The 25,642-nt window shown below is 64.1% G+C and carries 26 protein-coding genes; 19 read left to right on the top strand and 7 right to left on the bottom strand.

What is annotated here, in order from left to right:
- Nucleotides 1-22: 22 nt before the first annotated feature.
- The 4 genes from PHS32_RS17370 to PHS32_RS17355 all read left to right on the top strand — a co-directional run bounded on the left by PHS32_RS17370 (nucleotide 23) and on the right by PHS32_RS17355 (nucleotide 4,320).
- Nucleotides 23-2,134, top strand: coding sequence for a 3-hydroxyacyl-CoA dehydrogenase NAD-binding domain-containing protein (locus PHS32_RS17370; RefSeq protein WP_301080330.1), 2,112 nt, complete (start codon nucleotides 23-25; stop codon nucleotides 2,132-2,134).
- A 13-nt stretch (nucleotides 2,135-2,147) separates the two neighbouring features.
- Entirely contained in the window at nucleotides 2,148-3,347 is a 1,200-nt protein-coding gene (locus tag PHS32_RS17365) for a thiolase family protein (RefSeq protein ID WP_301080329.1), read from the top strand.
- Between the two features lie 10 nt (nucleotides 3,348-3,357).
- Nucleotides 3,358-3,777, top strand: coding sequence for an acyl-CoA thioesterase (locus PHS32_RS17360; RefSeq protein WP_301080328.1), 420 nt, complete (start codon nucleotides 3,358-3,360; stop codon nucleotides 3,775-3,777).
- Between the two features lie 81 nt (nucleotides 3,778-3,858).
- Entirely contained in the window at nucleotides 3,859-4,320 is a 462-nt protein-coding gene (locus tag PHS32_RS17355; RefSeq protein WP_301080327.1) for a MarR family transcriptional regulator, read from the top strand.
- A gap of 73 nt (nucleotides 4,321-4,393) precedes the next feature.
- Here the strand turns inward: PHS32_RS17355 and PHS32_RS17350 are convergent, their stop codons facing one another.
- Together PHS32_RS17350 and PHS32_RS17345 are read right to left on the bottom strand one after the other, a co-directional pair.
- Entirely contained in the window at nucleotides 4,394-5,362 is a 969-nt protein-coding gene (locus PHS32_RS17350) for a tripartite tricarboxylate transporter substrate binding protein (RefSeq protein ID WP_301080351.1), read from the bottom strand.
- A 78-nt stretch (nucleotides 5,363-5,440) separates the two neighbouring features.
- A complete protein-coding gene (locus PHS32_RS17345) occupies nucleotides 5,441-6,208 on the bottom strand; it encodes a GntR family transcriptional regulator (RefSeq protein WP_301080326.1) in 768 nt (255 codons plus the stop codon).
- A gap of 34 nt (nucleotides 6,209-6,242) precedes the next feature.
- Here PHS32_RS17345 and PHS32_RS17340 point away from each other — a divergent pair, with 34 nt between their 5' ends.
- Nucleotides 6,243-7,085 (top strand): amidohydrolase family protein, encoded by an 843-nt coding sequence (locus PHS32_RS17340; RefSeq protein WP_301080325.1) that lies wholly within the window; start codon nucleotides 6,243-6,245, stop codon nucleotides 7,083-7,085.
- Here PHS32_RS17340 and PHS32_RS17335 read toward each other — a convergent pair.
- Nucleotides 7,060-7,383: an EthD family reductase gene (locus tag PHS32_RS17335; RefSeq protein WP_301080323.1), complete on the bottom strand. Its 324-nt coding sequence runs from the start codon at nucleotides 7,381-7,383 to the stop codon at nucleotides 7,060-7,062. The genes PHS32_RS17340 and PHS32_RS17335 overlap by 26 nt on opposite strands.
- 121 nt (nucleotides 7,384-7,504) lie before the next feature.
- On the opposite strand from PHS32_RS17335, the gene PHS32_RS17330 reads away from it, so the two are divergent.
- The 13 genes from PHS32_RS17330 to PHS32_RS17270 all read left to right on the top strand — a co-directional run bounded on the left by PHS32_RS17330 (nucleotide 7,505) and on the right by PHS32_RS17270 (nucleotide 18,332).
- Nucleotides 7,505-8,434, top strand: a complete 930-nt coding sequence (locus PHS32_RS17330; protein WP_301080321.1) for a LysR family transcriptional regulator — start codon at nucleotides 7,505-7,507, stop codon at nucleotides 8,432-8,434.
- A gap of 104 nt (nucleotides 8,435-8,538) precedes the next feature.
- Nucleotides 8,539-9,276, top strand: a complete 738-nt coding sequence (locus tag PHS32_RS17325) for an autoinducer binding domain-containing protein (protein ID WP_301080320.1) — start codon at nucleotides 8,539-8,541, stop codon at nucleotides 9,274-9,276.
- 156 nt (nucleotides 9,277-9,432) lie between these two features.
- Entirely contained in the window at nucleotides 9,433-9,786 is a 354-nt protein-coding gene (locus PHS32_RS17320; RefSeq protein WP_301080318.1) for a hypothetical protein, read from the top strand.
- 33 nt (nucleotides 9,787-9,819) lie between these two features.
- Nucleotides 9,820-10,524 (top strand): dihydrofolate reductase family protein, encoded by a 705-nt coding sequence (locus tag PHS32_RS17315; RefSeq protein WP_301080349.1) that lies wholly within the window; start codon nucleotides 9,820-9,822, stop codon nucleotides 10,522-10,524.
- A 21-nt stretch (nucleotides 10,525-10,545) separates the two neighbouring features.
- The gene (locus PHS32_RS17310) at nucleotides 10,546-10,887 is read left to right on the top strand and encodes a YciI family protein (protein WP_301080316.1); all 342 of its coding nucleotides are present in this window, start codon (nucleotides 10,546-10,548) and stop codon (nucleotides 10,885-10,887) included.
- Nucleotides 10,888-10,923: 36 nt separating this feature from the next.
- The gene (locus PHS32_RS17305) at nucleotides 10,924-11,409 is read left to right on the top strand and encodes a VOC family protein (protein ID WP_301080315.1); all 486 of its coding nucleotides are present in this window, start codon (nucleotides 10,924-10,926) and stop codon (nucleotides 11,407-11,409) included.
- A gap of 12 nt (nucleotides 11,410-11,421) precedes the next feature.
- Entirely contained in the window at nucleotides 11,422-12,003 is a 582-nt protein-coding gene (locus PHS32_RS17300) for a dihydrofolate reductase family protein (RefSeq protein WP_301080314.1), read from the top strand.
- 122 nt (nucleotides 12,004-12,125) lie between these two features.
- Nucleotides 12,126-13,376: an ABC transporter substrate-binding protein gene (locus tag PHS32_RS17295; RefSeq protein ID WP_301080313.1), complete on the top strand. Its 1,251-nt coding sequence runs from the start codon at nucleotides 12,126-12,128 to the stop codon at nucleotides 13,374-13,376.
- A 74-nt stretch (nucleotides 13,377-13,450) separates the two neighbouring features.
- On the top strand, nucleotides 13,451-14,182 hold the full coding sequence (locus tag PHS32_RS17290) for an ATP-binding cassette domain-containing protein (protein WP_301080311.1): 732 nt from the start codon (nucleotides 13,451-13,453) through the stop codon (nucleotides 14,180-14,182).
- The gene (locus PHS32_RS17285; RefSeq protein WP_301080310.1) at nucleotides 14,179-14,958 is read left to right on the top strand and encodes an ATP-binding cassette domain-containing protein; all 780 of its coding nucleotides are present in this window, start codon (nucleotides 14,179-14,181) and stop codon (nucleotides 14,956-14,958) included. Before PHS32_RS17290 ends, PHS32_RS17285 begins: the two co-directional genes overlap by 4 nt.
- A gap of 3 nt (nucleotides 14,959-14,961) precedes the next feature.
- On the top strand, nucleotides 14,962-15,849 hold the full coding sequence (locus PHS32_RS17280; RefSeq protein ID WP_301080309.1) for a branched-chain amino acid ABC transporter permease: 888 nt from the start codon (nucleotides 14,962-14,964) through the stop codon (nucleotides 15,847-15,849).
- Nucleotides 15,849-17,714 carry an alpha/beta fold hydrolase gene (locus PHS32_RS17275; protein ID WP_301080308.1) on the top strand — a complete coding sequence of 622 codons (1,866 nt, stop codon included), beginning with the start codon at nucleotides 15,849-15,851 and terminating at the stop codon, nucleotides 17,712-17,714. The genes PHS32_RS17280 and PHS32_RS17275 overlap by 1 nt, the downstream gene beginning before the upstream one ends.
- Before the next feature lie 141 nt (nucleotides 17,715-17,855).
- On the top strand, nucleotides 17,856-18,332 hold the full coding sequence (locus PHS32_RS17270) for a universal stress protein (RefSeq protein ID WP_301080307.1): 477 nt from the start codon (nucleotides 17,856-17,858) through the stop codon (nucleotides 18,330-18,332).
- Between the two features lie 316 nt (nucleotides 18,333-18,648).
- On the opposite strand, the gene PHS32_RS17265 is transcribed toward PHS32_RS17270, so the two are convergent.
- From PHS32_RS17265 to PHS32_RS17250, 4 genes are read right to left on the bottom strand one after another with little or no spacing between them, the layout of a single operon-like run.
- Complete coding sequence (locus PHS32_RS17265; RefSeq protein ID WP_301080306.1) at nucleotides 18,649-19,638, bottom strand: hypothetical protein; 990 nt, start codon at nucleotides 19,636-19,638, stop codon at nucleotides 18,649-18,651.
- Nucleotides 19,639-19,654: 16 nt separating this feature from the next.
- Nucleotides 19,655-19,888, bottom strand: a complete 234-nt coding sequence (locus PHS32_RS17260; RefSeq protein WP_301080305.1) for a hypothetical protein — start codon at nucleotides 19,886-19,888, stop codon at nucleotides 19,655-19,657.
- Nucleotides 19,889-19,899: 11 nt separating this feature from the next.
- Nucleotides 19,900-22,383: an AAA family ATPase gene (locus PHS32_RS17255; RefSeq protein ID WP_301080304.1), complete on the bottom strand. Its 2,484-nt coding sequence runs from the start codon at nucleotides 22,381-22,383 to the stop codon at nucleotides 19,900-19,902.
- A 39-nt stretch (nucleotides 22,384-22,422) separates the two neighbouring features.
- Nucleotides 22,423-22,899: a YbhB/YbcL family Raf kinase inhibitor-like protein gene (locus PHS32_RS17250; protein WP_301080303.1), complete on the bottom strand. Its 477-nt coding sequence runs from the start codon at nucleotides 22,897-22,899 to the stop codon at nucleotides 22,423-22,425.
- Nucleotides 22,900-23,575: 676 nt separating this feature from the next.
- On the opposite strand from PHS32_RS17250, the gene PHS32_RS17245 reads away from it, so the two are divergent.
- Entirely contained in the window at nucleotides 23,576-25,624 is a 2,049-nt protein-coding gene (locus PHS32_RS17245) for a ferrous iron transporter B (protein ID WP_301080302.1), read from the top strand.
- Nucleotides 25,625-25,642 lie beyond the last annotated feature (18 nt).

Here is a 25,642-nt window from a genome sequence, read left to right as displayed (position 1 = left end):
CTTCATGAAAACGAAATCTCCCATGACCGACACCGTAAGCTACTCCCTCCACGACGGCGTTGCCGTGATCACGATCGACAGTCCGCCGGTCAACGCCGTTGATCAGGTGCTGCGCGCCGGTCTCAAAAAAGTCCTGCTCGAACTGCGTGGCCAGAGCGCCGTCAAGGCCATCGTGCTGGGCTGCGCCGGCAAGACCTTTGTCGCCGGTGCCGATATCAAGGAGTTCGACACCGGCATCGCGGAGCCGGGTTATCACGAGGTGCTGCGGCTGATCGAAGACAGTGCCGTGCCGGTGGTGGCCGCCGTGCACGGTACGGCGCTGGGCGCCGGCACCGAGATCGCACTGGCCTGCCACTACCGCGTCGCGCAGGAGAGCGCCCGCTTTGGCCTGCCCGAACTCTCGCTGGGCATCATCCCGGGCGCCGGCGGCACCCAGCGTCTGCCGCGCGTCGTGCCCCTGGAGCTGGCGCTCGACATGATGCTCAGTGGCAAGCCCCTGCCGGCCGGCAAGGCCAAGGACGCCGGCCTGGTCGATGCCGTTCTGGAGGGCGAGATCGTGCCCGCCGCGATCGCCTATGCGCGTGAGCTGGTGCGCCGGGGCGCCGGCCCACGCCGCACGCGCGAGCAAGCCGTCAAGGGCGCGGCCCAGGCCAGCGAATTGTTCGCCGCCAAACGGGCGCAGGTGGCCAAAACGATGCGCAACCGCCTGGCACCGCTGGCCCTGATCGATGCCTTGCAGGCCGCGGCGGAGCTGGATTTCGACGCCGGCTTGAAAGTCGAGTCGACCCTCTCGGCGCAGCTTGAACAAGCCACCGAGGCCAAGGCGCTGCGCCATCTGTTCTACGCCGAGCGCGAGGTGCGCAAGATCCCCGGACTGCCGCGCGAGATCGCGGCGCGGCCGGTGGCGCGCGTCGGTATCGTCGGCTCCGGCACCATGGGCGGCGGCATCGCCATGTGCTGCGTCAACGCCGGCTTGCCGGTGACGCTGGTGGACGCCACGCAGCAGAACCTGGATCGTGGCCTGGCAACGATCCGCAAGAACTATCAGCGCTCCGTCGAGCGTGGCAGCCTGCGCCCGGAACAAATGGAACAGCGCATAGCTCTCATCACGCCCAGCCTGGACTTCGCGGCGCTGGCCGATGCCGACCTGATCATCGAGGCGGTGTTTGAGAACATGGCGCTGAAGAAGGAAATCTTCGCCAAGCTCGACGCCGTCGCCAAACCAGGCGCCATTCTGGGCACCAATACCTCCACGCTGGACATCGACGCCATCGCCGCCGTCACGCAGCGCGCGCCGGACGTGATCGGCCTGCACTTCTTCAGCCCGGCCAACGTCATGCAGCTGCTGGAAATCGTGCAAGCCAGCCGAACAGCGCCGGACGTGCTGGTCACGGCGATGGAACTGGCCAAGCGCATCAAGAAGACCGGCGTCGTCGCCAAGGTTTGCTACGGCTTCATCGGCAACCGCATGATGGACCCCTATGGCCGCGAGGCGGAGCGCTGCCTGCTCGAAGGCGCAACCCCCGCCGAGGTCGACGGGGCGCTGGAGCAATGGGGCATGGCGATGGGCATCCTGGCGGTCTACGACATGGCCGGCGTCGACATCGGCCACCTGACCCGGCTGGAGCGTGCGCATCTGTTGCCAAAAGACCCCAGCTTCTACCGCCCGTCGGCCTTGCTCAACCAGCGGGGCTGGATCGGCCAGAAGGCCGGGCGTGGCTACTACCGCTACGACGGCGCCGAGCGCAAGCGCACACCCGATCCCGAGGTGATTGCCATGCTGGCCGAGGAGGCCCAGCGCCTGAACATCCCGCAGCGCCACCCGGACGCCCGGGAAATCCAGGAGCGCTGCCTGTACGCCATGATCAACGAAGGCGCGCTGCTGCTGGAAGAAGGCATCGCCCTGCGCGCCAGCGACATCGATGTGGTCTACACCGCCGGCTACGGCTTTCCGCGCTACCGGGGTGGGCCGATGTTCTACGCCGACACACTGGGGCTCAAAGTGGTCTACGACCGCATCGTCGAGTTCCAGAAGACCCTCGACCCGCAGTACTGGCAAGCGGCACCGCTGCTGAAGAAGCTGGCACTGAGCGGTTCCAGCTTTGCCCAGTGGCAAGCCGAACAGACCCGATAAACTGGAGTAACCCATGACGCGCGCATTCATTCCCTACGGCATCTACTGGTCCACCCCTTTTGCCAAATGGCAAGGACCGATCGGCCACCTCAACAGCTTGCGGCTGGCCGCCAATGTCGGCAAGCAGGCGCTGGCCGCCAAGCGCTTCCCGATGGACCGGATTGATCTGGGCATTCTTGGCCACACCAATCCACAGCATGGCAGTTTCTATGGTTTGCCATGGGTCACCGGCATGATGGGCATCGACCAGGTGGCCGGTCCGTCGGTGCAGCAGGCCTGCGCCACCAGCGCGCGCGCCTTGCAGATGGCGGCGGCGCAAGTGGCCGACGGCTCGGCCCAGTGCGCCCTGCTGATCACGGCCGACCGCTGCTCCAACGGCCCCATTGTTTACTACCCCGACCCGTCAGCCCCCGGCGGAACCGGCATCACGGAGCGCTGGGTGCTGGACAACTTCGCCATGGACCCCTACGCCAGGAACGCCATGCTGGACACGGCCGAGAACGTGGCCGCCAGGTTCGGCGTCAGCACCGCTGAGCAGCACGAGGTGGCACTGGCGCGCTACGCCCAGTACCAGCAGGCGCTGGCCAATGACCGCGCCTTCCAGCGCCGCTACATGGTCGATGTGGCGATCACCGACTCGGGCTTTCGCAAACAGACCGGGACGCTGAGCGCCGACGACGGCATCTTCGCAACCACGGTGGAAGGACTGGCCAGGCTGAAACCGGTCAAGCCGGACGGCACGGTAACCTTCGGTTCGCAAACCCACCCGGCCGACGGCAATGCCGGGGTCATCGTCACCACCCGCGAACTGGCGCGCGAAGTGGCGAGCGATCCGGCCATCGTCGTCGAGTTGCTGGGCTTTGGTCAGGCACGGGTGGAAAAAGGACATATGCCCATGGCGGTGGCGCCGGCGGTGATGGCGGCACTGAAGAATGCCAAGCTCGACATCGGAGAAGTCGATGCGGTCAAGACGCACAACCCGTTTGCGGTCAACGACATCGCTTTTGCGCGCGAGACCGGTTTCCCCCTGGAGAAGATGAACAACTACGGCTGTTCACTGATCTGGGGTCACCCGCAGGGCCCGACCGGCTTGCGCAGCGTGATTGAATTGATCGAAGAACTGGCACTGCGTGGCGGCGGCGTCGGCGTCTTCGGCGGCTGTGCCGCCGGCGACTCCGCCGTGGCGTTGGTGCTGCGCGTCGCTGGCGCCTGATCGGAGCGCCATGAGCCGAGTCATCGTCTACGAGGTCAACGTGATGTTTGGCGACTGCGATCCGGCCGGCATCGTCTTCTTTCCCAACTTCGCCAAGTGGATGGATGCCTCGTCGCTGAATTTCTTCATGCAGTGCGGCGTGCCGCCCTGGCGCGAACTGGTCAAGACCACCGGCATCATTGGCAACCCGCTGCTGGAGATCCAGGTCAAGTTCATGCGCCCTGCCACCTATGGCGAGACGCTGCAGATCCACACCAACATCCAGGAATGGCGCGCCAAGGCCTTCATGTTCCGCCACGTCATCAAGCGCGGCGACGATCTGCTGTGTGAAGGCATTGAGACGCGGGCCTTTTGCATCCGCCCGCCCGGCGAGCCGGACCGCATCAAGGCGATTGCCGTGCCGGAAGATATCAAGGCCCGATGCATGTGACTTGGTATCATCAAAGCCGCCGCCGTCTGCCCGCCGCCAGCTCTGTCGGCGGCCGAAAAACACCCCTGATCCAGCCCGCCCATGCCCACCGCAAGTCCAACGCAACACGCCGCCGTCGACGAAGTGGACACGCGCTACATTGAAACGCTGCTGGGCTACAACGCGCGCCGCGTCTCGTTGGCGGTGATCGAAGTGTTCCTGCAGCGCATGGCGGTCTACAAGCTGCGGCCGGTCGACTTTTCGGTGGCCTCGCTGATCGTGCACAACCCGGGCATTACGTCGCGCCAGCTGTGCGGCACGCTAGGCCTTCTGCCGCCCAATCTGGTGGGTCTGATCAATGGCCTGGAAAAACGCGGCTTGATCCGCAAGCGGCCGCACCCGCGAGATGGACGTGCCAGCGGCCTGCATGCCACCGCCGCCGGAATGGCACTGATGCGAGAGGCTGAAACCGCCGCCACCGCGCTCGAAGACGAGGTCGCCGCGCGCCTCACCGCCAGCGAGCGCAAGACCTTGCTACGGCTGTTGCAGAAAGTCTATTTGTAGGGCTTCGAGGCAAGGGGACGGGACCACCCGTGGCGGACGGCGCTTGCGGCTGGCGCCACGCCACTTTGAAGAATCACTCGACCGAAATCCCTTTGGCCTTGACCAGTTTCGACCAGAGTGCCATTTGCGCCTGGATGAAGTCTTGCGCCGCTTTCGGTCCGCCTTTCTGGAACTCGCCGCCGAGCTGGGCAATGCGGGCTTTGACTTCTGGGGCATCCAGCGCTTTTTGCAGCGCCGTCGAGACCTTTTCGACGATGGGCTCAGGTGTGCCGGCCGGCGCAAAAACGGCATTCCATTCGTAAATTTCAGCACCTGGCAGGCCGGCCTCGGCCAAAGTGGGCACCTCGGGAAGCATGGCCGCGCGTTTGCTGGAGGTGACCGCCAGGGCACGCAGGCGGCCCGACTGAACGTGCTGCAAGGTCGAGGCCAGGTTGCCGAAGAACAGGGGCACCTGGCCGCCGATCACGTCGTTCAGGGCCGGGCCGCCGCCTTTGTAGGGCACGTGCACCATGTCCACCTTGGCGGCGGATTCAAACAGTGCGCCGGCCAGATGCTGGGCCGAGCCGTTGCCCGACGAGGCAAAAGAGACAAAATTCTTGCGTGATCTGGCCAGCGCCGTCAGCTCCGAAATATTTCGGGCCGGGAACTGCGGGTTGACCAGCACCACATTCGGAAACAGCGCAATGATGCCAATCGGGCGGAACGCCTTGGCGCTGTCATAAGGCAGCTTCGGGTAGAGCGATGGATTGACGGCGAACGACGAGGCGTCCAGCATCAGGGTATAGCCATCCGGCGCTGCCTTGGCCACCGCGGCCGCGCCGATCTGGCCACCGGCGCCCGGGCGGTTTTCGATCACGATGTTCTGGCCCAGGGCCTCGCCCATCTTGGGCGCCAGCAGCCGGGCCATGGTATCGGCACCACCGCCCGGCGGATAGGTCACCACCAGGACGATCGGTTTGCTGGGCCAGGCATTGCCCTGGGCCAAGGCGCACGTTGTCGACAGCAGGCCCAGCGCAACGAGGGCGGCCAGACGGCGGGTCATTGCCAGGGGCTTGGGCGGGGTGAGGTGGTTCAAGGCGGTCTCCATGAGGGGTCGTGGCAGTTATTGACGGACAAGTTCTTAGCGCACCTGCGCGGTGTACTCAAAGGCAAAGGCATCACCCAGGGTGGTTCGCAGTTCAACGCAGCGATTGGCCAAATCGAAGGCCCGGCGCTGCACCCGGGCGCACGGGTGTCCTGTTTCCAGGGCCAGACGCCTGGCCTGTTGCTGTGTCAGTTGGTCGAAGCTCAATTGATCCTCGGCACGGTGAATCACGACGCCGCAAACACGCTGGTACATGGGGTAAAGCAGATCGTCCCAGGCCGTGGTGTCGGACTCGGCCAGCGCCTCGAACAGCGGCAAGGGCAGCACCAGCCTTTCCAGCAGGCACGGTTGCTTGTCGATGCTGCGCAGCCGCTCAAGCACCAATACCGAAGCTCCGGCCGGCAAACCCAGGGCATCGGCTTCGTCGAGGTTCGCCAGGCGACGTTTTCGACTCAGGATGCGTGAGCTGGGGGAGGTCTGAAGTTCGCCACTTTGGCGAAACCGGAAGAAGCGCAGCATCGAGGCGCCGCCCAGACCGGCTTTCACAAAGGTGCCCGTGCCGTGCCGGCGCTCCAGCAAGCCATCGGACACCAGCAGCGCGAGCGCCTGCCGTATCGTACCCAGGGCCACGCCGTAGGATTTGGCCAGCAGGGCTTCGGGCGGGATGGCTTCGCCCGGCACCCATTCGCCTTGCAGGATGCGCGAGCGCATGGCCGCGGCCAGCCAGCCGTAGCGGCTCTGCCCTGGTTCGGGTTGCTGGCTCCGGCCTGGGCTGGCGGCAGAAGTTTTTTGCTGAGAGATCATTGCTTTAGTCATCTAGAGGACTAGAATTTACACCATGATGACCGCACTGTCAAAAACTTTCGTCGACAGCCATTTCCACGTCTTTGATGCCGCCGCGGCACAGCCGCAAGCCCGCTATGTCCCGGCTTACGATGCGCCCCTGCAAGCCTGGCAAGCAGCCGCCCAACCGCTGGGCGTCCAACGCGGCGTGCTGGTGCAGCCCAGTTTCCTGGGAGCAGACAACAGCCGTCTGGTGCAGGAGCTGACGCGCCACCCGGAACTGCTGCGCGGCGTAGCCGTGGTGACCCCCGACACCGGCCGGGAGACACTTGAGCGCTTGCATCAGGACGGTGTTCGCGGCATCCGTCTCAACCTGGCCGGTCGGTCGCACCGGATCGAGTCATGGAGCGACGCCAGTCATCTGTGGGACGTCTTGTTGGCACTGGGCTGGCATCTTGAACTGCATACCGATGTTGGCGCGTTGCCGCGAGTTCTCCAACAACTGCCCGCCGCCTTGCCGCTGGTTATTGACCACATGGGCAAGCCCGATTCGGTGGCCTCGACCGACCCCAGTGTCGGTGCGCTGGTGCGGCGGGCGCGGCAGGCACCGGTCCATGTCAAGCTGAGCGGCGCCTATCGGCTCGGCGGACGCGACCCCGGCGCACTGGCCCGCTTGTGGCTGACCGAGCTGGGTCGGCAGGGCCTGCTGTGGGGCAGCGACTGGCCCTGCACCAACCATGAGTCGGAAGCCAATTACCCGGAACTTCTGAACGCGCTGTACCGATGGTTGGGAGAGGACGCGGCGCAGGCCGTGCTGGTTGACAATCCGCATCGGCTGTATTGGGCATCCGCAGCCCTGCCCGGCACTCGACTCACTGCGAAAGCAGCACCTCGTTGAACTGGATCACCGGCGCAATATTGGTGTAGTTGGGCATGTCCCCCTGAAGCGTCGCCGCGTGCGGCGTGAAGGCGGCGATGAAACTTTCAACGGCGTCGAACAGGAAGTGGCACATCGCGACGTAGGGTAACTCGGCCTGCGGATCTGCACTGGCCAGTCCGCGCTCGACCGACACACTGTTGAAACCGGGATGGGCGCGCAGCAGGCTGATCGACAGGGGCATGTGCTGGTTCACGTAGTAGGCAAAATCGAAATGCCCGTCCGGCGTGTGGGGGTAGAGGATGCTGACTTTGATCATGGGTTTGGCTTGGTTGCGGGTTTTACCCGGTAGTGGACGAAGCAGCGCAGTCTATCGTTCACAATACCCTGGATCAACAGCGTGGAAACGAATTGATTATTCCGTTTACCGAACAATCTAGATGAACAAATTGCAGGCGATGGAGGTTTTTGTCCGCGTGGTGGAGACCGGCGGCATCACGCGCGCCGCCGACAGCCTGCGCCTGCCCAAGGCCACGGCCAGTACCCTGCTGCAAAAACTGGAAGGGGCGTTGCGCGTCAAGTTGCTCAACCGTACCACCCGGCGCGTCAGCGTGACGGCCGATGGTGCCGCCTACTACGACCGCTGCGTGGCGATCCTGACGCAGTTGCGGGAAACCGAGGAAGCGCTGGCGCAGCAGCACGCCACGCCGCAGGGCCGCTTGCGGGTCGACGTGCCGACCTTGATGGCGCGCTGCGTCATCGTTCCGGCACTGCCCGATTTTTTTGCCCGCTACCCCGGCATCGAGCTGGAACTGGGTTGCAGCGAGCGTCATGCCGATCTGATCGAGGAGGGCATCGATTGCGCCCTGTGGAGCGGCAAGCTTGAAGACTCAAGCCTGATTGCGCACCCGGTCGGTCAACTCTACTTTGCCACTTGCGCCGGACCGGGCTACCTGGCGGCGCACGGCCAGCCGCGCCATCCGCGGGATCTCAAACAGCACCAGTGCATCAACCATTTTTCGCCGCGCACGGGAGAGATTTTTAACTGGGTGTTTGAAAAAGACGCCGCCCGGATCAGCGCCGCGCTGAAGGGTCACATTGCGCTGAACGACGAAAACAGCTACGTCGCCGCGGCCGAAGCTGGGCTGGGCGTGGCGCAGGTGCCGGCTTTCATCTTCAAGGAAGCGAGCGAGCGCGGCACGCTGGAGCTGGTGCTGGGCGACTGGTTGGCCGACCCGTTGCCGCTGCAACTGGTGTACCCGCAGAACCGGCACCTGTCGGGCAAGATCCGTGTTTTTGTGGACTGGATCGCCGAACTGTTCAGGGAGCACGACGGCATTCAGTTGCGTTCCACCTTGCGCCGTCCCTGATGCCGCACACAATGACAGCAGGCCGGCCCCCGGGTGAATACCGTGGACAGCAGTGCGCCGGGTGCGGTAATGTTGGGCTGTCCCTGAATTATTGAATAGGCAACATGTTCGGCTACCTTCATCTACCTGAAGCCGGTGCGCTCAAAGGCTTGCTCGACAAGCTGCTGCAAGCGCAAAGCCGCACGGCGGCGTTCGCCACCTTTGCCCATGCCATGGCCGACATCGGCTTCCAGGGGGTGATGTACATTCACCGCGACGACGGCATCTGCCAGGGCATCACCGCCACCACCTATGACAAGGCCTGGATCGAGCACTACGTGGCGCGCAACTACACGCGCACCGACCCGACCCGCCAGCACGCGATGTACCGCCAGCAGCCGTTCTTCTGGAAAGAAATCTATCCCTTGCTGCGCAAGAAGGAGAAGTCCATTTTTCAGGAGGCCAGGGATTTTTCCATGGTCGGCGGCATTGCGGTACCGATCTTCGAGGGCGGCATCCTGATTGGCGGCGTCGGTCTGGCAACCGACCGGGCGGCGCTGGAAGACAGCCGGCTGAAGGTGTCGCTGGGCATGGCCGCCAGCATGTTTTGCGCCATCGACAGCGACCTGTACCGCCACGAAAAAAAGGACCGGAACGTCCCCCCGTCCCTGGCGCTGCTGACCCGGCGCGAAATTGAAATCGTCCGGCGCATGGCCGACGGTTGCAGCAATACCGAAATCTCCAACAAGATGAACATCGCCATCGGCACGGTCGAATACCATGCGCGAAATATCGCCACCAAACTGACCGCACCGAACCGCACCGCCGCCGTCGCCAAGGCGTTCCGGATGGGCTTGATCTAACGCCCGACCGAGGTTGCCGTGACAGCGCGTGTCGCGCGCGCGAGTGTCCAAAGTTGATACCGGACTAATGTCTTTCAGAAAATGTGGACAACGTTCACTATCTTTGATAATCTATTGTGTACAGCGTTCACATTGTTTATTGGAAAGGACTCTCAAATGAAGCGGTTTTTGGCAATCTTTACCGGCAACTCTGCGGCCATGCGCAACTGGATGGCTGAAGACGAGGAGGCACGCAAGCGGAAAACCCAACAAGGCATGCGGGCGTGGAACGCCTGGGTGGAGCAGCATCGCAATGCGATTGTCGAGATGGGGGCCCCTGTGGGCAAGACCAAGCGTATTGGGCCAGACGGTGTTTCCGATATCACCAACAACATAGGCGCCTATAACGTGGTCCAGGCCGAGTCCTATGACGCGGCGGCGGCCATGTTCGTCAACCACCCGCATTTCACGCTGTTCCCGGGCGACGCGGTGGAGATCATGGAGTGCTTGCCTATTCCGCAAGCCAATTGATGTTAGGCCGTCAATCGAAAGGAAGGCATGAAAATGACACGCGTCCGAGTTGAGGGCTTTACCCTCTCGCTTGACGGATACGCCGCCGGTCCGAATCAGGACATCAACAATCCGCTCGGCCTGGCCGGGACAGATTTGCACCAGTGGTTAGTCCCGACACGCACGTTTCAGCGCAACCTGTTTGGCAGCGACGGTGGCACAACGGGGATTGACGACGACTTCGCTGCGCGAGGCTTCCGACATGTTGGCGCCTGGATTCTCGGAAGGAACATGTTCGGACCGATTCGGGGTCCCTGGCCAGACCTGAACTGGAAAGGCTGGTGGGGGGACAACCCGCCCTATCACGTTCCAACTTTCATCTTGACGCATCACGCGCGCGCGCCGATCCAAATGGAAGGCCAGACGACATTCCACTTCGTCACCGGCGGTATTCACGAGGCGCTTGACCGGGCGCGCGAGGCAGCCAACGGCATGGATGTGCGCATTGGCGGCGGACCCAGCACCATTCGGCAATATCTTCTTGCGGGCCTCATTGATGAACTGCACATCGCTATCTCGCCGGTCCTGCTGGGCCGGGGAGAGCGACTGTTCGAGGGGATTGACGCGCGCGCTCTGGGATACGAATGCGTTCAGTTCGTTGCGTCGGAGAAAGCCACCCATGTGGTACTCCGGCGCCAAGGCCACGATGACCAACCTGTCAATCAAGCGGGACGCGCTAAACCGCGCATCTCAATTTAGCGTTCGGTTACAGGAGAAGTCATGACGCAGTATTTGGTTGCCATTCACCACCCCGACAACTACGACCCGTTCGTCGCGGAGGACGAAGCGATGTCCCGCGATATCGACGCGCTCAACGATGAAATGAAGGCTGCTGGTGTCAGGGTTTTCGTGGGCGGCCTGCGCCCGGCAAGCAGCGCGAAGTCCCTGCGGACGCAGCCTGATGGTCAGGTGCTCATCACCGACGGACCCTACCTGGGGACCACGGAGCACGTCGGCGGTTTTTGGGTGCTGGAAGCTGCTGACCAGGACAAGGCGCTGACGTGGGGGCGCAAGGCCGCCGTCGCCTGTCGGGCACCGGTAGAGGTGCGTCCGTTTAACTGATCGGCGCCGGTCGGCTCATCACAATGGAGAAATGACATGGATAAGCAAGCAAAGAATACGATTTGCCTTTGGTACGATGGCGGCGCCGAGGACGCGGCGCGGTTTTATGCCAAGACCTTTCCCGATTCATCCGTTGGCGCGGTGTACCTTGCGCCGGGAGACTTTCCGTCCGGGAAAAAAGGGGATGTATTGACGGTCGAGTTTACGGTGATGGGAATTCCCTGCCTCGGGCTCAATGGCGGCCCCGCGTTCAAGCACAACGAAGCATTCTCGTTTCAGGTCGCAACCGCTGACCAGGCCGAAACCGATCGTTACTGGAACGCGATCGTCGGCAACGGCGGCGAAGAGAGCGCGTGTGGGTGGTGCAAGGACAAATGGGGCTTGTCCTGGCAGATTACGCCGGTCGTTCTGACCAAAGCGATAGCCGATCCCGACCCCGCCGCGGCCAAGCGCGCGTTCGATGCAATGATGGAGATGAAAAAGATCGACATCGCTGCAATCGAGATGGCGCACCGCGGTTGAACCAGTCCGCCAGTGAGGAAACTCAAAATCATCGAACACATCTCGCTGGACGGCGTGATCCAGCATTCCGCCGATGACGACGATTTCCCCTACAGCGACTGGACCGCGCCCTATCGGACCCCCGCTGGCCGGGACGCAATGCTTGCGGCGTATGGCGGGAGCTTCGATCTGCTGCTTGGCCGTCGCACCTACGATATCTGGTCGGGCTTCTGGCCAAAGGCGCCGAGCAGTCCGATGGCGGACGGTCTCAATGCGGCAACGAAATATGTCGCGACCCACCGCTCGGAAAGTCTTGAGTGGGGCCCGTTCGAGGGCCTTGGACCGGACATCGTCGAGGGCATTCGCCGCATCAAGTCGCGGGACGGCCCGGACCTCATCCTCTCGGGCAGTTCCACGCTGACCTCGACGCTGCTCGAACATGGGCTTGCGGATGAAGTCCTGCTGGTCGTCTACCCGGTCCTGTTGGGCACGGGGAAGCGCTTCTTTGCCGAGGGAACCTCGCCACGTTCATTCGAGCTTGTCGGGACGAATGCATTCCCGTCCGGCATCATCTTCAGTACTTACAAGGTCGCTGGACCTTTGAAGAAAGGATAAGGCTTCTTCTTGTTCAGCCGCCGCTGCCGGAAGGAACCAAAACTAAGGATTTCATGAGGTGTTTATTGCCTCCCGAATCCCTACACTGCACCTCCATTCACGTTGCCTGCCTGGAGATGTTCATGTCTATTCCCAAGAGTATCAGCCGTTCCACTTGTTTGTACCTCGCCTCGGCGCTGCTGGGCTTGGCGCCGTTGGCACCGGCCCTTGCCAAGACGGTCAAGATCGGCGTGTTGGCGCCGCTGACCGGCCCCAGCGCGGCCGATGGCCAGGAATTTGTCAACGGCGTCAAGTGGGCGGTCGACGAGGCCAATGCCGCCGGCGGCGTCGCCGGCCACACCTTCGCAGTGGTCACTGCGGACGTGAAAGACGGCTCGGCTGCCAACGTCACCAGCGCGGTGGAACATCTCACCGGCACCTCCGGGCTGGAGGTGGTGATCACCGGCTACGCCAACCTGTCGATGTTCGAAATCGACTTGTTCAAGGAGGCCGGCATTCCCTACCTCTCGGCCGGCCCGTCGCCCTCGGTGGCGGCCATCATCGGCAAGGCGCCGGCCGACTACTGGTGCTGCTGGTCTTACACCGCCGACTTCACCGGCTATGCCACCGACCTGCTGCCGGCGGTGAAGGAATTCGCGGCCCAGGGCAAGATGAGCATTGCCGACCAGACGGTGGCCATCATCTCCTCCGATAACCCGTTTTCCAAGGGCATTTCGGAAGGCATGAAGAAAGTCTTCGGTGGCAACGGCTGGAAGATCACGGTCGACGAGATCGTCCCCTATGGCCCGGTCGGCGACTGGCGCGCCATCCTGGCCAAGGTGCGCGCCAGCAAGCCCAACCTGATCGTCAACACCGATTACCTGCCCAGCAACTCGGCGCTGTTCCTGAAACAGTTTCTGGAGAACCCGACCAACAGCACGGTGTTCCTGCAATACGCCCCGTCGGTGCCGGAGTTCATCAAGCTGACCGGCGCCCAGTCTACCGGCGTGCTCTACGACATGATTGGCGCGCCGCTGGACAGCCCGAAATGGCCGCGTGCGCCCAAGTTGCTGGCCGGCTACAAAGCCAAGTACGGCGTTGAAAGCGGCGCTTATGGCGTCGGCCTGTACGAGATGACCCACATGTATTTCGATGCGCTGAAAAAAGTCGGCAATCCGGCCGATCACAAAGCCATCGGCCTGGCCATCGGTGCCGCCAGCAAGGAATCGGCCGCCGGCGTCATCAAGTTCGACCCCAAGACCCACGTGGCGCTGATCGGGCTCGACTATGTGCCGACCTCGTTCTGGCAAATCCAGAATGGCAAGCGCGTCCTGGTAGGCCCCGGCAAATACGCCAGCGGCTCGTTCCAGACGCCGCCCTGGGTCAAGAAATAAGGTTGCAGCGTCTGCCTGTTCGCGCTTGAAGAGGGCTGGGCGCAGGTGTCTTGATTTATCCGAAGTAGCTCGCTTTGCCGCCCATTCTTGAAGTCCGGGGTCTGTCGAAATCGTTCGGCGGCCTGCATGCCGTGGCCGCTGTCGATTTCAGCGTCGCCGCGCGCGGCATCCTGGGCATCGCCGGACCCAACGGCAGCGGCAAAAGCACCCTCTTCAACGTGCTGACCCGGATTCCGTTTGGCGCCGATAGCGGTGTCGTGCTGTTCGAGGGCCGTGAAATCCAGTCGCTGCAAGCGCACGCAATAGCCCGGCTGGGCCTGGCCCGGACCTTTCAGCGCGAGAGCGTGTTTCCTGGCCTGAGCGCCATCGACAACGTTTTGCTGGCGGTGGAAAACTCCGGCACCACGGCGCGCTTCCCGCAGCGCGTGGCGCAGGCCCAGCGCAGCCTTGATGAGGTGGGGTTTCCCGCCACCTTGCACAACAGCCCGGCCGGCCAACTGCCGATCTTCCTGCGCAAGCTGGTCATGATCGCTTCGGCATTGGCCCTCCAACCGCGCCTGCTGCTGCTGGACGAGCCGGCCTCCAGCCTGACGGCGCAGGAAATCGAGCGCATCAAGCAACTCATCCTGCAACTCAAGGCCCATGGCATGACCATTCTGCTGATAGAGCATGTGCTGCCCTTGCTGACCTCGGTCTCGGACCAGTTGATGGTGCTGGACCAGGGCCGGGTGATCGCGCGCGGCGACCCGTCCCAGGTGATCGCCGATCCGCTGGTGGTGCAAGCTTATCTGGGCCGCAAACCATGACGCCGCTGCTGCTCATCGAGTCCTTGAGCGGCGGCTATGAGCCGGTACAGATTTTCAAGGAGGTCAACCTGGCGGTCGAGGCCGGCGCCTGCATCGGCCTGTTTGGCCCCAATGGCCACGGCAAGACCACGTTGCTGCGCACCATCAGTGGCCTGATCGATCCCTGGGCTGGCCGCATCGTGTTTGACGGCGTGCAACTGAACCGCCCCGGCGAACACCGCAGCCGCCGGTCGCGCCAGTTCAATTACGACGTTCTGCAACGCCGCCGCATGGACCCCAAAAAAGTGGCGCGCGCCGGTCTGATCCAGGTGGCGCAAGGCTCCACCCTGTTTCCTGAATTGACGGTCGCCGAGACCTTGTCGATGGCGCCGCTGGTGGCCCGCGCCGGCGGGCGCAGTGCCGATGCGGACCGGGTGCTGGCACTGTTTCCGCGCCTGAAAGAGCGCTTGCGTTCGAAAGCCCGCTTTCTTTCCGGCGGCGAGCGCCAGATGCTGGCCATGGCTTGCGGCTTGCTGGCGGCGCCGCGATTGTTGATGCTGGACGAGCCGACGCTGGGTTTGTCACCGAAGTTGCGGCTGGAACTGGCCGACGCCATTCACGCCATACGCGCCAGCGGCGTGCCCATCATCGTGGTCGATCAGGACGTGGAATTCCTGCGCGAGCTGGTCGACAGCTTGCATGTTTTCGACCACGGCTCGATTTCCCGCGTCTTGCCGCGCGCCGAAATTCCGCGGCACGAGGCCTTGATGGCTGAAATGTTTGGCGCGGGCCATTGAGTCATGAGTGCGCAGACCTTGATGTCGATCCTGACCAGCGGCCTGATGCTGGGCGTGCTGTATGCCTTGATGGCGTTCGGGCTGGCGATTGTCTGGACCACCCTGGGCATCTTCAACTTCGCCCACGGCGCCTTCATTGCCGCCGGCGCCTACATCGCCTGGCAGTTCGGCAGCGTCGACGCTTTCGGCCTTGGCTTCTGGCCGGCACTGCTGGCTTCGGTGCTGCTGATGTTCGGTCTCGGCGTGCTGCTGCAGTACCTCTTGATTCGCCCGTTCGAGCGGCAGGCCCAGATGGTGCTGCTGACCGTCATCACCACGCTGGCCGGCGCCACCATCATCAACAGCTTGCTCAACATTGTCTGGGGGCCGCGCGCCAAGCAGATCGCGAACGCGTTCGACGGCGATCTGGTCTGGGGCCTGCTGCGCATCAGTTGGCAGGAACTGATGATGATCGCGGTGGTCGGCGCGACCCTGCTGGCGCTGGCCTGGTTTCTGCTGCACACGCCGCTGGGGCGCTGCATGCGCGCGGTGGCGCAGAACCGCGAGGCGGCCCAGCTGATGGGGCTGGATGTGCCGCGCCTGTACGCCCTGACCTTCGGCCTCTCCGCTGCCATCGCCGGGCTGGCCGGCGTGCTGATCGGCTCGATCCGTTTCATGACACCCACCATGGGTGACGACCCCTTGCAGAAAGCCTTGGTGGTGGTGATCCTGGGCGGCGTGGCGCGCTTCACGGCGCCGGTCTATGCCGCCTTTCTGGTCGGCTTCGCGGAGGCTTTTCTGACCTATTTTGTCGGCCTCTACTGGACCCCCACCCTGCTGTTCATGGGCATGATTGGGGTGCTGGTGCTCAAGCCCGAAGGCTTGTTCGGCCAGCGCCAGAGGTCGGTCTGATGCGCTACGACCCACCGTTCCATCGCAGCAACGGCCTGTGGCCCGCAGTCGCCTTGGTGGCTCTGCTGGCGCTGCTGCCGCTGTGGATCAGCAACAGCTATCTGCGCCACCTGCTGGTGCTGGCCATGATCTATGCGGTGGTGGCGGCCAGTTGGGATTTGAGCCTGGGCTTCGGCGGCCTGTTCAACTTTGCCCACGGCGCCTTGTTCGCCGTCGGTCTTTACACCTTTGCCCTGACGGCCAAAGTGCTGGGCGTCCCGCCCTGGCTGGCGATCGGGCTGGCCGGCTTGGCGGCGGTGTTGATCGCCGCCCTGATTGCGCTGCCGATCCTGCGGCTGGACGGCATCTACGTGATTCTGGTCACCATCGCGGTGGCGCAACTGCTGTACCAGGCGACCGTCAGCCAATCGCAATGGACCGGCGGGACCTCCGGCCTGGTCTCCCTGCCGTCCCTGAAGATCGGGGAGTACCGTTTGCTCAGCAACGGCAAGATCGGCTATTACTACCTGGCCTTGCTGCTGCTGGTGCTGTCCACCGCCTTTCTTCACCTCATCACCCGCTCATCCCTGGGGCGCTCCATCGTTGGCCTGCGCGACCACAAGTATTTCGCCATTGCGCGCGGCGTTTCCGAAGCCCGCACGCGGCTCCTGACCCTGACCGCCAGCGCCTTGTTCACCGGCATCGCCGGGGGTTTCTACGGCTCCTACGTGCGGGTCGCCTCGCCCGACGTCTTTGGCATCGGTTTCCTGAATCTGATTCTGTCCATGATTCTGGTGGGCGGTGCCGCCACCTTGTGGGGCCCCATCGCCGCCGCCTTCATCATGACTTTTCTGGCCGAGGCGCTGATCGACCTAGGCCCCTGGCGCGAAGTCATCATGGCGCTGCTCATCATCCTGGTGGTGGTGTTCTATCCGGGCGGTCTGTGGGCGGCGATCCAGGAACTGCGCGAGAAGCTGCACGGGGGCCGCAGCGCCTTCATCGCCGCGCTACGGCGTCGCCGCGGACGAGCCGCGCGGATGGCGCGCATGGGCGGTACCCAGGAGTTGCTGCTGGCAACCCGGCACGGTCTGATTGCCGTCTCCGACACCGGTGGCGGCCAGCCGCCCCTGTTGCTGCTGCATGGCAACTCGGCTTGCAAGGAAGCCTTCACGCACCAGTTCACGGGGCTGCGCCAGCAGTTCCGTCTGATTGCTTTCGACCTGCCGGGGCATGGCGCCTCCGGCAATGCCGATCCGCAAACCAGCTACAACCTGATCGCCTACGCCGAAGTCGCCGAGGCTGTGCTGGAACTGCGCCAAGTCCAGCGGCCGCTGGTGTTCGGCTGGTCGCTGGGCGGTTACGTGGCGCTGGAACTGGCGGCGCGCAAGAAGGTGGCGCTGGCGGGCCTGGCGATCTGCGGCACCGCACCGCTGAGTGTGGTGCCGGACGACTATGCCGCCGGCTATGACCCGTCCTCGCATCTGTTCCTGGCCGGCAAGCAGTATTTCACGCGCCGCGAAGCCGCCGACTATGCCGGCTCGGCCACGGCGCCCCTGTCGGCCGACAGCGCTTTCCTGCACCGCAACCTGGGCCGCACCGACGGCCGCGCTCGCGCCTACCTGATGACCAAGCTGGGGGTGCTGAACTGGCCGCGCCAGATGCGCATGCTGCGTGATGGTCAATTACCGTTTGCCATCATCAACGGCGCCGACGATCCGTTCCTGAATCACGACTATCTGCGCGCCCTGTGCGCCAGCGAGGGTTGGCCGCATCCGCTGCTGAACATCGAGGGCGGCAAACACGCGCCGTTTTTCAACCGGCCGCGGGAATTCAATGCCGCCCTGTGCTCGCTGTTCCTTGCGCCGAGGCAGTGCACCGATGCCTGAGCCAGCGCCGGGATCAGCGCCCGGCGGCCTGGGCAGCACCGGCACAACGGCCAAGCGGCATTGATATTTGTCAACGCAGTGACGCCGCGCGGCGCTGACACTGAGCCCATTGCAACTCAATGCCATTGGCAGAGGCTTCTCATGTACCAGCGCATTCTCGTTCCCATTGATGGCAGCGCCACGTCCAACCAGGGGCTCGATGAAGCCATCAAGTTGGCAAAACTCACCGGTGCCAGCATTCGGCTGGCACATGTCATGGACACCTGGTCGGTCGCCACCGGCTTCGAACCCTACGGCGTCTATGTCGCGGACGTGATTCCACGCATGAAGGAGGCCGGCGAACAGCTTCTGGCGCAGGCCAAAACCCGGGTCCAGGAGCAAGGAGTCAAGGTCGACTCCCTGCTCCTGGACAGTCTGGCGACCCGCGTTTCGGAAGCCGTGATCGAGCAGGCCAAAGCCTGGGGCGCCGATCTGATCGTGATCGGCACCCATGGCCGGCGCGGCGTCGGGCGCTTGCTGCTGGGCAGTGACGCCGAACAGATCGTGCGCATGGCGTCGGTGCCGGTGCTGCTGGTCCGGGCACCGGAAGTCAAAGACAGCAGTGCCGCAGCGGCGTAGGCAAGAAACCCTCATACCGGTTCTGTCCGCGCAATATCCTCTGGCTTTGAGAATTCGCAATGAATTCAGCGCAGACAGGGCTACAGTGAAAGCGTACCTTGCATGGATGCCCAAGCGAACCAGAGAGGTGCAGAGTTGGGGGGCTCAAGCCATTGAGCCAAGTCTCGATGTCCTACATTGAGACGGATGGGAACGTCCCCAGACGTGTCAGGCCGACGAGCTGACCCGGGGTTCCCACTACCACCGCCAGCCCCTGAAAAGGCTGGCGGGTCTGTTTCAGGGCGGCCCGACACCGGGACCAAGTCGAAGTATCCCTTCATGAAGCAGCAGCGACCGCTGGCCCGTCGGTCCACCGGGTCGCCGAAAACACCTCGATGAAACGCTCCAGTTGCGCCGCCGGCAGATGGTCGATGCCGGCCGCGCCGGCGCGCCCGTCGCCGCCGAATTGGCGGCAAAACTCCGCCGCCCCGGCCTGGGTGCGCAGCGGCGCGCGCACGCTGACCCTGAAGTCGCCGGCCGCCGTGGCCGTCAGCAAGGCATGTGCCTGCGGCGGTTGCGCCGCCGCCAGGAAGTTCGCCAGGCTGCCCGACACGCGCCGGCTCCAGGCGGCGTCGGGCAACAGGTAGACGCTGCCCCTGGCGTGTTGAAGATAAGGGGGTAGGGCGCGTGCTCGGCGCATGTCGTCCTGCCGCAAGGCGTCGAGTTCCTGTCCGACGACCTCGTGTTGAAGAAAATCCAGCGGGTCGCGGTAGCGCAGCATCATTTCGTACAGGCGCCCCGGTGCCATGTGAACATCCTGCTCGCTGTCGCCGTAAGCGTTGTAGTTGATCGATTCGCCCAGGGTTTGCAGACGTCCTCGATCCTCCAGCGACAGCCCCAGCGTCAGCGCCAGACCGTGCGCCACGGTCGTCAGGTTGTCGCCGAAAGCGCCGACCAGCGCCCAGGCCCGAAACCTGCCACCCAGATAGCGGTCCACCAGCAGGCTGGTGCAGGCGCCGCTGGCAACGTCAATGTGCGCGTCGAGCAGTGGGTGGACCGGGATATCGTCCACTTTGTGATGGTCGAAGTAGCGCACCGACACGCCGGCCTCCAGCAGGCGCAGCAGCGCCGCCCGGTTGCGCCGCAGCGACAGGTCGCACACCAGCAGCTGATCGCCCCGGCTGGCCGACACGCGTTCCAGCAGGGCAATGTCGCGTTTCAAACCGGTCACCAGGCGGGCCGTTTGCGGCGCGTGCAGACGCCACTGCACGACCGCACACAAGCCGTCGGCGTCGCCGTTGCAGACATCGATGTAGTGGTCATTCATGGTCGACTACCGGCCATCAGCCAAAAACACGCGTCACGAACTCGTCCATGGCCAGCCGTTTTGCATCGGCCGCCTGTTCCAGCTGCTCCGCCAGTTCGAGCTGACCGGTGGTCGGGCCGGACCCCTCGCCGGCAGCGCAGCGCTCAAACTCATGCGTGACCCTGAAGCGGGCGGTGCGCGCTTCCTGATTGACGGCCAGCCATTCCGCCTGCATCGCCGCCCATTTCTCGCCGTCCTGGATCGTAGCCATGGCAATCTCCTTCAATTCGAGCCGGCCGCACGACCGGCCGGATCACTCCCGCCCTTGCGTGGGCGGCGAGTGCTTTCAGGTTGGCGGCCGAACGCCTTGCGCAGCTCGACCAGTTCCGCCACCCGCGCCGCCACCCGCTGGTTGATGCTGCCGGCCGGATAGGCGCCGCTGGCGTCCGCCGCGCCGGCCGGCTGGCCGGTCAGCAGGGCGATCGCCTGATCCACATGCGCCACGGCATGGATGCGGAACTGCCCGGCCTCGGTCGCCGCCACCACGTCGCGGCGCAGCATCAGGTGCTCGATGTTGGCCACCGGAATCAGCACGCCCTGCTCGCCGCTGAGTCCGCGCGCCTGGCAGATATCGAAGAAGCCCTCGATCTTTTCGTTGACGGCGCCGATCGCCTGCACCTGCCCCAGCTGATTGACCGAGCCGGTCACCGCCAGCGACTGCTTGATCGGCACATTGGCCAGATTCGACAGCAGGGCGCACAACTCGGCCAGCGAGGCACTGTCGCCGTCGATCTGGCCATAGGACTGCTCGAACACCAGGCTGGCGGACAGCGCCAGCGGCTGGTTGCGCGCATAGCGTGAGGCCAGGAAGGAGGAGAGGATCAGCACGCCCTTGGAGTGGATGGCCCCCGAGAGTTTGACTTCTCGCTCGATGTTGACCATTTCTCCTTCGCCCAGGCGGCTGGTCGCCGTGATCCGGGTCGGCTGGGCAAAGGCGAAGTCGCCCAACTGGAGCACCGACAGAGCGTTGATCTGTCCCGTTACCGCCCCCTGCGTGTCGATCAACAGGGTGCCGCGCAAAATGGCTTCATGCAGTTGGCCGCGCACCCGGTCCTGCCGGTGTATCTGGGTGTCTATGGCCTGTTGCACGTTGCTCACCAGGACCACGCCATGGCCCGCCTGGCGCGCCCAATAGTCGGCCTCCTGCAGCAGATCGGCCACGCTGCGCATGTGCGTGGACAGGCGCCGCGCATCGCCCACCAGGCGCGCGCTGTGGTCTATCACCCGGGCCACCGCGCTGCGGTCGAACGGCAACAGTTTTTCCTTGGTGGCTAGCGTTGCAATCAGGCGCGCATAGAGCATGTGGTTATCGGCATTGCGCTCGATGCGATCCTCGAAGTCCGCCGCCACCTTGAACAGTTCGCCAAAATCCGGGTCGTATTGCTGCAGCAGGTAGTAAAAAAGACGATCGCCAAACAGCACGATCTTGATGTCCAGCGGAATCGGCTCCGGCTCCAGCGAGACGGTGCTCACCAGGCTGTACATCTGGCCCAGCGACTCGATGCGGATCTCGCGCGCTTGCAAGGCCCGTTTCAGGCCGTCCCAGGCAAACGGCTGCATCAAGACCTTGCGCGCGTCCAGCAGCAGGTAGCCGCCGTTGGCGCGGTGCAGGGCGCCCGGCTTGATCAGCGTGAAGTCGGTCACCAGCGCACCCAACTGGGCGGTGTGCTCGACCCGACCGATCAGGTTGCTGTAAGTCGGGTTGTCCTCGCTGACGATGGGGGCGCCGGCTTGTTTGCCGTTGGTGACCAACGCATTGACCTGGTAGCGGTGAAAGGTCTCGCGGGCGACGATGGTCAGGCCCGAGACGGTGCTCGATTCCTCCTGCTTGCGGAAGTCGTCCACGTTCTCCACCATGTCCTGCTGCACCACGTCCAGGTATTGCTGGATGATGGGCAGCTCGGAAAAACGGCCGCGCAGTTCGTCCACCACGTGCTTGACGGTGGACAGGGTGGTTTCCCGGTTCAGCAGCTTGATCTGTTCGCTGCGCTCTTTCCACCACTGCGGCACCAGGCCCAGCAGTTTTTCCAGGCGCTCCTGCAAACCGGCGATGGCGCTTGCGATGGCCTGCTTCTCTTCTTCCGGCAACTTGGCGTATTCCTCCGGCGGCAGCACCTCCTGGTTGCGCGTCGGGGCCAACGCGAAACCGCTGGGCGTGCGCAGCAAGACAATCTGCTGCTTGGCGGCCGCGTCGCCCAGCTCGCGGAACGCCTGCTCCTGGCGTTTGTTGAATTCGTTCTGGATGGCTTCGGCCTTGGCGCGGTATTCGTCGCTCTCGAACAGCGCCGGGATGGCGCTGCGCAGATAGTCCACCAGTTGCCCCATGTGGTGGCGCAGCTCGGCCCCCTTGCCCGACGGCAACCGGATGGCCTGCGGTTTGTGCGGCTGGGCGAAGTTGTTCAGGTAGCACCAGTCGGCCGACTCGTGTTCGCTCTGCGCCTTTTGGGCCAGAAACTGCCGCACCATGGTGCGCTTGCCCATGCCGGAGGGGCCAAGCACGAAGATGTTGTAGCCGGCGTGATGGATGCCGGCGCCAAAGCGCACCGCGTCCATCGCCCGCATCTGGCCGATCAGTTCGGTCAGGCCCTCCAGTTCGGCCGTGGTCTGGAAGCCGAATTGCGCCGGGTCGCAGGCGTGGTACAGCTGCTGCGGCGTCAGCGCCAGCGCTGAATTGGAAGTTCCAGGATCAATGCCGACGATGGTCATGGCGGTTCCTTGCTGGTATTCAAAAGATCATTTCAGGCGCTACGGCCGCCGCTGGTACCAGCCCATCAACTCGGCCCGCGCCAGCACGTGACCCTGCATGGCCGCCTCCAGCGTTGCCTTTGTCGGGTTCGCTAGATCGGCAAGCCGGGTGTCGAGCGCAAACAGCTTGTGGAAATAGCGATGCCGGCCAATCGGCGGGCACGGTCCACCGTAGCCGGTGCGCCGCCAGTCGTTGAGCCCCTGCAAGGTGCCCATCGGCAGGTCTTCGGCCGCGATGCCGTCCGCCAGTTGGTGCACTTGCGGCGGCAGGTTGTACAAGATCCAGTGCACCCAGGTCATGGTGGGCGACTTCGGGTCCGGCGCATCCGGGTCGTCGACCAGCAAGACCAGGCTTTGCGCATTGCCAGGCACCCCGCTCCAGGCCAGCGGCGGCGAGAGATCGTCACCCTCGCAGGTGTGGCGCGCCGGAATCGCGCCGCCGTGCTGGAATGACGCCGAGGCCAGAGTCAAGGGCATGGCCGCCTCAGGACACCGGGATCGACTTGGCGCTGTCGCCGCCGCTTTTTCCGGTCTGTTGCAAGGAGTTCAGCATGCTCATATCTCCCGAAAGTGAAGGTTGCTCCGGTCCCCTGCCATGATTTGCAGTCGCAAATTTCGCCGCGCTCCGAAAGAAGCAGGCAAGGCAACAGCATCACTCTAGGTCGCGCCGGAGCCGGCAACTTGATATTTCACAAGTGCCGTGCGCATCAAGATTTCCTGTTTCCCCGCGTGGCGGCCAATTGCGGAGCGGAAATAAACCCATGAACTGGGGCAAAGAATGCCCCTTGATTCCTGTTTTGACGGACCGGCATTGCGGTGTAATCCACCCCAATGCAGTAGCAAAGGCCGAAACTCTACGCGCCGACTACACCCCTCCCCCCGGCAGTAACAATCCTGGCGACGCAAATTGGCAAAGCAAGAACGGATCATGAAATCATGTTGTGAAGCAAACGCACCACCTGGCGGTTGCGAGTGCGGGCGTCTTTGCCCGGTGCGGGAAGAACGTGATATGGATCCCGGTCTGCTCCGGCTGGCCGGCATTTTCTGGCTGCCGTTAAAGTGGTTGCAAAGGATGTTCCGGGGTTGAAGGGGCGGCGCTGCCGGCTTGACCGTTGGGGGACAATGCAGCCACTTCCAGTCCAGACCCCATCACATGAAGAATCCCAAGGGCGGCGTGTCCCAACACACCGTCACATTGCACACCCCGCTGTTGCGCGGCGCGCGCCGGCTCCGTGTCGCCCTGGTGGGCCTGCCGGGTGCCGGTAAAACCACCTTGTTCGACGCGGTGTCGAGCACCGCGCCGCAGACCGGCGAGCTGACCGACACGCACCGGGTCTACCGTGCCTGCACGGTGCAGATCGGGTTCGACGAAGCCAGCGTGGTGGACCTGCCCAGCATGCGCTCCGTGCACCATTTGGAAGACGACGACCTGAGCGCGCTCAAATACCTGCTGTGGGGCAACGAGCGCCCGCCGGTGACGGCGCACGAGGCGGGCGCGCCGCCAGCGCCGTTCGAGCCGCCGGACCTGATCGTGCAGGTGGTCGACGCCAGCAACCTGCAAAGCCATCTTGAACTGACGCTGGAGCTGAGCCAACTGGGGCGCCCGGTGGTGCTGGCGCTCAACCACATGGACGAGGCGCGCCGCAAGGGGCTGCACATCAACGTCCGCGCGCTGTCGAGCCAGTTGGGCATGCCCGTGGTGCCCACCGTGGCCACCATGGGGCAAGGCATTGCCGAGCTTTTCAGCACAGTGATGAACACGGCGCGCCAGGCCATTTGCCCGCTGCCGCAGGCGCCCAGCCGGCACATTGCCAACTGCCTGGAGCCGCTCGGCAAGGCCTTGATGCGGCCGGAGATCGAGGCGGCTTTTCGCGTGCCGCAGCAACTGCTGTTGCTGCTGTTCGCCTCCGGGCACGGTTATTTCGAGCGCGAGCTGCAAGAGCACTTCAGTGCCCTGCTGCCGCAACTGCGAGCCCTGCGCGAGGCGGCGGCACTGGGCCTACCGCGCCCGCTGGCCGAAGAGATCCATGCCGACGGCCACCACCGCGCCGCCACCATCTTTGAAGCCGCCCTGCGGCCGGGGCCGGTGTTGCCGGGGCGCGGCTGGCGCTTCTGGCTGGACGAGTTTCTGCTGCACCCGCAGTGGGGCCTGCTGGCTAGCTTGATGCTGTTTGCCGGCGTGCTGTTCGTGGTGTTCGAGGTCAGCGGCTGGATCGACCGCCAGACCACGCAGCGCCTGATCGAAGCCACCCATAGTTGGCAGCCGCAGTCCACTCTCGGCGTTGTGGCGCGTGCCGTCATGGACGGCTTCATCGGTCTGATCGGCATCGTCGTGCCCTACATGCTGCCGCTGCTGCTGCTGCTGATCGCGCTGGAAGAAATGGGCTTGATGCAGCGCATCGCCTTTGTGGTGGATCGGGGCTTTCACAAGATCGGCTTGCACGGCGGCGTGGCGGTGCCGTTCTTGCTGGGCCTGGGCTGCAATGTGCCGGCCCTCTCCGCGGTGGCGCGTACCTCAAGCGGCCGCGAACGTTTCATCGCCTCGGTGCTGATCACCTTCGTGCCCTGTTCGGCGCGCTCGGCCATCATCCTGGCGGTGGCCGGAAAATACCTGGGCGTCATGGGGGTGATTGGCATCTACGCGCTGACGCTGCTGCTGGTGGCCGGCATGGGGCGGCTGCTGTCGCGCCGCCAGCGCGACGTCGGCCCCGGTCAGGTGCAGGAGATTCCGGCCTACCGGCTGCCGAACTGGCGCGCCATGCTGCGCGAAACCTGGCTTCGCTCCAGCGACGTGCTGACCATCGTCACGCCGCTGCTGGTGGGTGGCAGCGTGCTGCTGGCGTTGCTGGGCCATTTCGGCGCCGACGCCGCCATCAACACCTTGCTGACGCCCCTGACCAGCTGGTGGCTGGGCCTGCCCCTGGTGCTGGGCCTGCCGCTGCTGTTTGGCGTGCTGCGCAAGGAGCTGTCCCTGCTGATGATTTTTCAGGCCCTGGGCACGCAGAACATAGACACCCAGCTGCAGCCGGTGCAGATCATCACCCTGCTGGTGTTCCTGACCTTCTACGTGCCCTGCATTTCTACCTTCGCCGTCATGCACAAAACCCTGGGCCGCAGGGAGGCCTGGTTCTCGGTGCTGCTGTCGGTCGGCGTGGCCTTGCTGCTGAGCGCGGCAGTCCGGCTGCGGATGCTGGTGGGGTGAGGGGTGGGGGGTGGGGGG

This window comes from Rhodoferax sp. (genome assembly GCF_028714215.1).
In the GTDB taxonomy this organism is placed as follows: domain Bacteria; phylum Pseudomonadota; class Gammaproteobacteria; order Burkholderiales; family Burkholderiaceae_C; genus Rhodoferax.
Note: the sequence above shows the minus strand (reverse complement) of the source record. Positions and strands in the feature narration are given on the sequence as shown.